Origin of the sequence: Stenotrophomonas sp. 278 (assembly GCF_003935715.1) — a bacterium.
In the GTDB taxonomy this organism is placed as follows: Bacteria; Pseudomonadota; Gammaproteobacteria; order Xanthomonadales; family Xanthomonadaceae; genus Stenotrophomonas; species Stenotrophomonas maltophilia_AH.
This window is the reverse complement of record NZ_RHPP01000181.1, coordinates 1-7082: the sequence shown is the minus strand read 5'-3', so window position 1 is coordinate 7082 and position 7082 is coordinate 1. Positions and strand designations below refer to the sequence as shown.

Here is a 7082-nt window from a genome sequence, read left to right as displayed (position 1 = left end):
GTACACCGGTAGCGCCGGCCGTTGGCCGGCCCAGGCGGTGCGTGCGATCAAGCCGCGCTGGACAACAGCGGCCCCACCCGCACCCCGGCGCGCTCGATCTCCAACGCCAGCAGCAGCTCAATCTCATCCAGCTGATCACGGATGCGGCCGTTGCTGGCGTCATCGCCATGATCGTGGCCGATGTGCGCGTCCAGCATGCGCGCCAGCCCGGCCAGCAGCACGTCTGCGTCGCCGGCGGCGGCGTGGCGCAGCAGGCGGCCAAGGGCACGGATGCGAGCGCTGCGGTCGGCGGCCAAGGCCTGTACGGACGGGTCGATGGGGGAATGCGCGACGGTCATGGCAGGGATTTCCTGATTGACGGTTGGGAGGGCGTCAATGTCGGTTGTGGCCTGTTTTTGGGCTATGCAACTTTTACGAAAAGGTGTGAAGACCGCTGGCAGCCACGCAGGGCGTGGCTCTACGTCGGGTTCGGAAACACCCGTAGAGCCACGCCCCGCGTGGCTGCGATGCACCCGATCCGCCCTAAACTGTCGGGCATCACATTCCCAAGGACGCTCCATGCGCATCGGCCTGGCTGCCAATCGCCTGCACCACCACGACAAGCACGCCGCGCTGTTCCGCTGGCTGGGCCCGTGCGAGGCCGGCCTGCGCGAACTGGGGGTACAGCTGCACGCGGTGGGACGTACCTACGACGCCATCCAGCGCCTGGGCTTCCCCAAGGACCTCCCTGCCCTGCACCGCTACCCCAACGGCCGCCAGGGCGGCCTGATGAAGCTGGTGGCCGAGGTGGTGGGCATGGGCACACCCGAACGCACCCTGGACGGGGCGATCTACCTGATGGACCCGGTCGATCCCTCCTCGGTCTTCCCCGAGGCGACCGCGCTCAAGCGCCAGTGCGTGATCCACGGCAAGCCGTTCATTTCCACGGTGGCTACCGCCCGCGACTGGATCGAGGTCGAGCGCGTGCACGCCGGGCTGACCGCCGACCCGCGCGCGGACGACCTGCACGCGTTCGAGCAGCAGACCCTGGCCCTGATCGCCCACGATGCGATGAAGCCGGCGATGCTGGCCTTCGCCGACGAACACTTCGACGTGCTGGCGCGTTTCCAGCACCGGGTCGGTACCGGCACCACCGGTCAGCGCCTGAACGAACTGGCCTGGAGCCGCGGCTGGCCGCAGGGCCAGGAATGGGTGACCCGCTACCAGAGCGGCCCGATGGGCGGCGACGCGCAGATTGCCGACCGGGTGCTGGAAGGACGCTGCCAGCGCGCGATCTTCTTTGAAGACCCGCATGTGGCCCGCCAGCACGAAGCGGACATCCAGCTGCTGGAGCGTGCGGTGACCACGGTGACCGACCAGGCGGTGTGCATCACCGCCCCGCGCGTGGCCGCACGCTGGGCCCAGGCGGCCGCAAAGCGGGGACAGGGGAACCCGTAGAGCCACGCCCTGCGTGGCTGGAACGTGTCCGGGTTGGTCGAAGCCACGCAGGGCGTGGCTCTACGGTGTAGGGACACGCCATGCGTGTCCAAGGGCCCGCCGGGTTACAACAGTTGCCGAAGCATCGCCTTGAGCCTGCGCCCCTCGCGCTGGAAATAATCCCGCTCCTCCCGCCACGCGGGGAAGCGCTGCTCCACTTCATTCCAGAACGCGGGCGAATGATTGGCCTGGATCAGGTGGCACAGCTCGTGCACCACCACGTATTCGAACGCCGACGGCCGCCCCAGTACCAGTGCCAGGTCCAGCGCCATGCTGCCGTCCGGAGCCAGAGAGCCCCACTGCGAGGACATCACCTTCAGGCGCATGCGCGAGGGCGCACGAGGCAGCCCCGGCAGGTAGCGCGGCAGCCACTGGCCGACATCGGCGCGGGTCTGCGCCTCGTAAAACTCGCGCAGCGTCCGCTTCAGCATGGCCTCGGTACCGCGCGCCGGCCAGTGCAGGCAGGCTTCGTCCACGCCCAGTTCGAAATGCGCATAGCGGCCGGTCTCCCAGCGCAGCGGCAGCAGTTTGCCGCGCAGCGGCAACAGCCCCGGCTCGCCTATCTGCAACGGCGGCGGCAGATTGTGCGACTGGTAATTGCGCAGCTGTTCGGACAACCAGCCTCGATGCTCCTGCAGAAAGCGCTCGCCCATCACCAGACTGGCGCGTGGCGGCAAGGTCAGCCGCACACCACGTTCGTCGACGCTGAGCTTGATCCGGCGCGCACGCGGATCGCGCACGCGCAGCACATCGATCTCAGCATCTTCCAGACGCAGACGCACGGTGTCGCGCTGCAGGGTGGGCGGGGCCGGTGAGATCAGGCGGCGGAGGGGTCCGGACATGGGTACAGCATAGCGCCCGCAGCGGCCCGCACATGACTGCGCGGTGCGGCCACGGGCACCGGCCCGCTCAATCGGCCTTGCTGAGCTTGAAGGCTTCTTCCAGCAGCAGGAACAGGCGGCGGATCTCACCGCTCTGCAGCGCAAAGCGGGCGTCCAGCTCGGCGCGGCGGCCGTCGTCGTCGGCATGCTCCAGCTGATCCAGCGCGCCGTCCAGGAACTTCAGCTTGCGCACGATCAGGTCGTCACCCAGCACGAACGACAGGTTGTCCTCGAACACCAGGGCCAGCTTGGTGACCTGTTTGCCGGCGTCCAGGTGCTTGTCGATCTCGTCGCAGCGCAGCTCCTGATGCTGGCACTTGACCACCGCGCCGCCCTCGACCGGGTCCTTCATCTCGCATTCCTCGCCCAGGCTCAGCCCGGTCGGCAGCGGCTCGCCCGCGATCCAGCCGGTCAGGATCGAGCGCGGGGCCACCTCGGCGTTCAGCGGCATGGCCGGGAAACTGCCCAGCAGGCTACGGATGTCGGACATCACGTTTTCGCCCTTCTTGCTGCTGGAACAGTCGACCGCCACGTAACCGTGGGTGAGGTCGATCAGCGCGTCGGTGCGCCAGTTCTTCACGAAGGCGCGCGGCATCAGTTCGTGCAGCAGGTCGTCCTTGAGGCGTTTGCGTTCGCGGCCGCCCGGCTTGCGCCCTTCCTTCTCTTCAATCTCTTCCAGCTTGCGTGCCAGCAGGTCGTTGACCACCGCACCGGGCAGGATCTTGTCCTCGCCGCCCACGGCCAGCCACAGGGCCTCGCCAATGCGGTGCGAGAACACGTCCTTTTCTTCGCGGCCGAACGGCGAGATGAAACCGCGTGAGGTCATCTCGAGTGGGCCGACCGGCTTGAGCAGTACCTGCGGCAGCAGGGTGTCGACTTCGGAAAAATCGGTGGCGGTGGGGAAGCGGAACAGCGTCAGGTTGCGAAAGAACATGAAATTCCGGAACTCAGGTCGTGAATGAGGATGAGGTGTCGTCGCCGCGCGCAGGCTTGCGGCCCAGCGCCAGGAAGTCGAACAGCGCCGGGTCAGCCAGCTGCGAAGGATGGATGTTGCCCAGCGCGCGGGCGATCTGGTCGATGCGGCCGGGATGCTGCTGTTCCCACTGCTGCAGCATCTGCTGGACCTGGCGGCGCTGCAGGTTGTCCTGGCTTCCGCACAGGTTGCACGGGATGATCGGGAAGGCGCGCGCCTGTGCGTATGCTGCGATATCAGCTTCGGCCACGTACGCCAGCGGGCGGATCACCACGTGCTGGCCGTCGTCGCTGCGCAGCTTGGGCGGCATGGCCGACAGCTTGGCGTGGTGGAACAGGTTGAGGAAAAACGTGGCCACGCTGTCATCGCGGTGGTGGCCCAGCGCGATCTTGCTGAAACCGTGTTCGGCGGCATGCCGGTACAGCGCGCCACGGCGCAGCCGCGAGCACAGCGAACACATCGTGCGGCCCTCCGGGATCACCCGGCTGACCACCGAGTAGGTGTCCTGTTCGATGATCTGGTACGGCACGCCGATGCCGCGCAGGTAGTCCGGCAGCACGTGCGGGGGGAAGTCGGGCTGCTTCTGGTCCAGGTTCACCGCCACCAGTTCGAAGCGGACCGGTGCCTTCTTCTGCAGCTGCAGCAGCACATCCAGCAGGGTGTAGCTGTCCTTGCCGCCGGACAGGCAGACCATGACCCGGTCGCCGTCTTCGATCATGCCGAAATCGGCAATCGCCTGGCCGACCTGGCGGCGCAGCTGCCGTCCCAGCTTGTCCTGCATGGCCGCGTCCGTGCGCACGGCACGGGGAGCAGGGTCGGGCAGGGGCAGGACGACGGACATCCGGTCATTCTACCGGCTCGCATCGCACCGCATGCGACGAAGCCGGGCAAGCCCGGCTTTACGGGTGTGGCATGCGACCGGTCCGATGACCACGTTCACCCCCGCGGTTCATGCCGGGTGTGTATGCTCGACAGCGGATGGAAACCTACACGCCCGATCAGATCAGTGCCCGTCTTGCCGAATTACGGCAGGAGCACCGTGAGCTCGACCAGCGGATCGAGCGCATGGCGGCCAACGGCGAAGACGAACTGGAAGCCAAGCGGCTCAAGCGCGACAAACTGCGCCTGAAGGACTGCATCGCCAAGCTGGAAGACATGCTGATTCCGGACGAACCGGCGTAGGTTCCGTAACCGGTGGGTGACGACCGTTGGTCGTCACGCCGGCATCAATCCTGCGCCACCGGTTCCTCGGGTTTCGCCGCTTCCGGGCTCACACGTTCAATGGTGTGGCGCAGTTCGCGGCCCAGGATGAACTTGGCATCCTTGGCCCAGGCATCCAGACGCTGGTCGAACAGCAGCTTGCTGTTCTCGTCGGGCCATACCAGGCGCAGCTCGCGCAGCTTCTGGATGAAGCCACGGAACAGGGTCTTGTCGAAGAACTCCGGTGCCGCCGGCGCGTACAACAGGCTCAGGCGCTGCGCCGCCTGCTGGCACAGGCTTTCCAGTTCAGCCGCGCCGAGCGTGCCGGGGCCGTTCTTCACCAGCACCGAGATGGCGATGTAGTAACGCTCGAACGCCTGCTGCAGCGAATGGCCGATGGCACGCAGGCGGAACACCTCATCGGTCTGCCCGGTGTTGCGCGCGAGGATGCCGCCGTCGTCGTCGTTCACGTTCTGCAGCAGGCCCTCGCGCACGAACACGTTGATGGTCTGCTCGATGCGCTGGGCGAACTGGTCTTCGGTCCACGGCAGGAACAGCTCGGCCTGCAGGAACGGGTACACCGTGCGGCCCAGCTGGACCAGGCCGGTGCGGCTCATGCGCCGGTTGTTCTGGAAGCAGCAGGCCACCCACGACGAGGCGGTGAACAGGTGGATGACGTTGTTGCGGAAGTAGCTCAGCAGCACCGCGGTGTCGCCACTCACACTGAGCACGTCGCCCAGCGGGTGTTTGATGCGGGTGAGGACGTTGATTTCCTCGGCGTGGGCAATGATGCGCTCGGGCGAATGCGGAGTGACGGTAACCCGGTCCGAATACGGCATCTCCTCCAGCAGGGTCTTGCACAGCTGGATCTGCGCGATCAGGTCGGCCTCGCCCATCGCGTGCTTGGGCGTGGACAGCAACGCCAGCGCCAGCAGGTTGATCGGATTGACGTCGGCGGCGGCGTTGATGTGCACCTGGATGCGCTCGGCCAGGTGGTCCACCGTGCCCGACAGCCAGCTGGGCTTCTCGTCCTCGCCCACCGGCTGGCCGGCCCATTCCGGGGCCTGCTCGGCCAGCACGCGGTTCAGTTCGATCGGTTCGCCGAAGTTGACCACCACCTGGCCGAAGTTCTGCTTGAGCACCTTGGGAATGCCCCACAGCAGCGACCAGATCGATTCCTTTTCCTTCGGCCGGCCGGACAGTTCGTCCAGGTAGCTGCCGCCTTCCATCAGCTTTTCATAGCCGATGTAGACCGGCTGGAACAGCACTGGCTTGCGCGGCTGGCGCAGGAAGGCACGCAGCGTCATCGAGATCATGCCGCCCTTGGGCTGCAGCAGACGGCCGGTCCGCGAGCGCCCGCCTTCGACGAAGTACTCGAGGGAATAGCCACCGGCCACCAGCTGGGCGACGTATTCGCTGAGCACTGCCGAATACAGCGCGTTGCCACGGATGGAGCGACGGATGAAGAACGCACCGCCCTTGCGCAGCAGGGTGCCGACCACCGGCAGGTTCAGATTGATGCCGGCCACGATGTGCGGCGGCACGATGCCGCGGTCGTACAGCAGGTAGCTCAGCAGCAGGTAGTCCATGTGGCTGCGGTGGCTGGGCACGTAGACCACTTCGTGGCCCGGCGCGGCGGCCTTGAACTTGTCCAGGTGGTGCACCAGCACGCCGGCGTAGATGCGGTTCCAGACGTGGCTGAGCATGAAGCTGGCCGAACGCACCACCGGGCTGGAGTAGTCGGCGGCGATTTCCCAGGCATAGGCATGCGCCTTCTTCCAGGCGTCGGCCGGCTTGGAGTTGTCCCGCTTGGCCTGCGAGGCGATGGCCTCGCGCACGGTGTCCGCGTCCAGCACCTTGTCCACCAGCAGGCGGCGGGTGGACAGATCAGGCCCGATCACCGATTCGCGGATGCGGCGGAAGTGGGTGCGCAGCACGCGCTGCAGCTTGCGCACGGTGCGCTCGGGGTCCAGCCCCTCGTTCACGGTGGAGCGCAGCGAGATCGGCGGAGCGAAACGGACAATGGTGCTGCGGCCATTGAGCAGCACCGCCAGCAGGCGGCGGAAGCGGCCGACCAGCGCCCAGTTTTCCGAGAACAGCACCGCGAACCAGCCGCTGGTCTTGTCCGGCGCGCGACCGACGAAGATCGACACCGGCACCAGGTGCACGTCCAGCTCATCACGGGTGCGATGTGCCTGCAGTACCTTGGCCAGCGAATCGGAATGGGTCTTGGCCCCGCGCTGTTCGGGGATCAGCGAATTGCTGCTGCTGCGCCTGGACAGCGCCACGTAGGCGCGCTTGCGCCCGGTGGGATCACCCGCAATGGGCACCAGCGGCGAGGGCAGGCCAGCATCCCGGCAGGCCTTGTCCAGGATCAGCGCGTTGGACAGACCATAATCCTCCAGCACGTAGATGACCGGACGACCATCGTTGTACTGGCCGGGGTGCTCGGGTTCGATCTTCAGCGACAGCCACGGCTCGACCAGGCGGCCGAGCAGGCGGGCCCACCATGGGCGGCGGCCCTGCGGGGCGCGGGCACCGGGCACGATCGC

General features: G+C 66.9%; 7 protein-coding genes. 2 read left to right on the top strand and 5 right to left on the bottom strand.

Annotated elements, in window-relative coordinates:
* Positions 1–47: 47 nt before the first annotated feature.
* Positions 48–338: a hypothetical protein gene (locus tag EGJ34_RS19655; protein WP_125362135.1), complete on the bottom strand. Its 291-nt coding sequence runs from the start codon at positions 336–338 to the stop codon at positions 48–50.
* A gap of 220 nt (positions 339–558) precedes the next feature.
* On the opposite strand from EGJ34_RS19655, the gene EGJ34_RS19650 reads away from it, so the two are divergent.
* A complete protein-coding gene (locus EGJ34_RS19650) occupies positions 559–1437 on the top strand; it encodes a methylglyoxal synthase (protein WP_125362134.1) in 879 nt (292 codons plus the stop codon).
* Between the two features lie 104 nt (positions 1438–1541).
* Here EGJ34_RS19650 and EGJ34_RS19645 read toward each other — a convergent pair whose 3' ends face one another.
* From EGJ34_RS19645 to ttcA, 3 genes are all read right to left on the bottom strand, one after another.
* Positions 1542–2318 carry a SprT family zinc-dependent metalloprotease gene (locus EGJ34_RS19645; RefSeq protein ID WP_125362133.1) on the bottom strand — a complete coding sequence of 259 codons (777 nt, stop codon included), beginning with the start codon at positions 2316–2318 and terminating at the stop codon, positions 1542–1544.
* 67 nt (positions 2319–2385) lie between these two features.
* Complete coding sequence (locus EGJ34_RS19640; protein ID WP_125362132.1) at positions 2386–3291, bottom strand: recombination-associated protein RdgC; 906 nt, start codon at positions 3289–3291, stop codon at positions 2386–2388.
* Between the two features lie 13 nt (positions 3292–3304).
* Positions 3305–4171: a tRNA 2-thiocytidine(32) synthetase TtcA gene (gene ttcA / locus EGJ34_RS19635; RefSeq protein WP_125362131.1), complete on the bottom strand. Its 867-nt coding sequence runs from the start codon at positions 4169–4171 to the stop codon at positions 3305–3307.
* A gap of 137 nt (positions 4172–4308) precedes the next feature.
* Here ttcA and EGJ34_RS19630 point away from each other — a divergent pair, with 137 nt between their 5' ends.
* On the top strand, positions 4309–4512 hold the full coding sequence (locus tag EGJ34_RS19630) for a YdcH family protein (RefSeq protein ID WP_125362130.1): 204 nt from the start codon (positions 4309–4311) through the stop codon (positions 4510–4512).
* Between the two features lie 44 nt (positions 4513–4556).
* Here EGJ34_RS19630 and plsB read toward each other — a convergent pair.
* Positions 4557–7082 (bottom strand): glycerol-3-phosphate 1-O-acyltransferase PlsB (plsB, locus tag EGJ34_RS19625; protein ID WP_125362129.1); only part of this gene is annotated, 2526 nt, incomplete at its 5' end.

Coding starts and splice junctions, on each gene's coding strand:
- EGJ34_RS19655 (WP_125362135.1), bottom strand. CDS start 338: ATGACCGTCGCGCATTCCCCCATCGACCCGTCCGTACAGGCCTTGGCC.
- EGJ34_RS19650 (WP_125362134.1), top strand. CDS start 559: ATGCGCATCGGCCTGGCTGCCAATCGCCTGCACCACCACGACAAGCAC.
- EGJ34_RS19645 (WP_125362133.1), bottom strand. CDS start 2,318: ATGTCCGGACCCCTCCGCCGCCTGATCTCACCGGCCCCGCCCACCCTG.
- EGJ34_RS19640 (WP_125362132.1), bottom strand. CDS start 3,291: ATGTTCTTTCGCAACCTGACGCTGTTCCGCTTCCCCACCGCCACCGAT.
- ttcA (WP_125362131.1), bottom strand. CDS start 4,171: ATGTCCGTCGTCCTGCCCCTGCCCGACCCTGCTCCCCGTGCCGTGCGC.
- EGJ34_RS19630 (WP_125362130.1), top strand. CDS start 4,309: ATGGAAACCTACACGCCCGATCAGATCAGTGCCCGTCTTGCCGAATTA.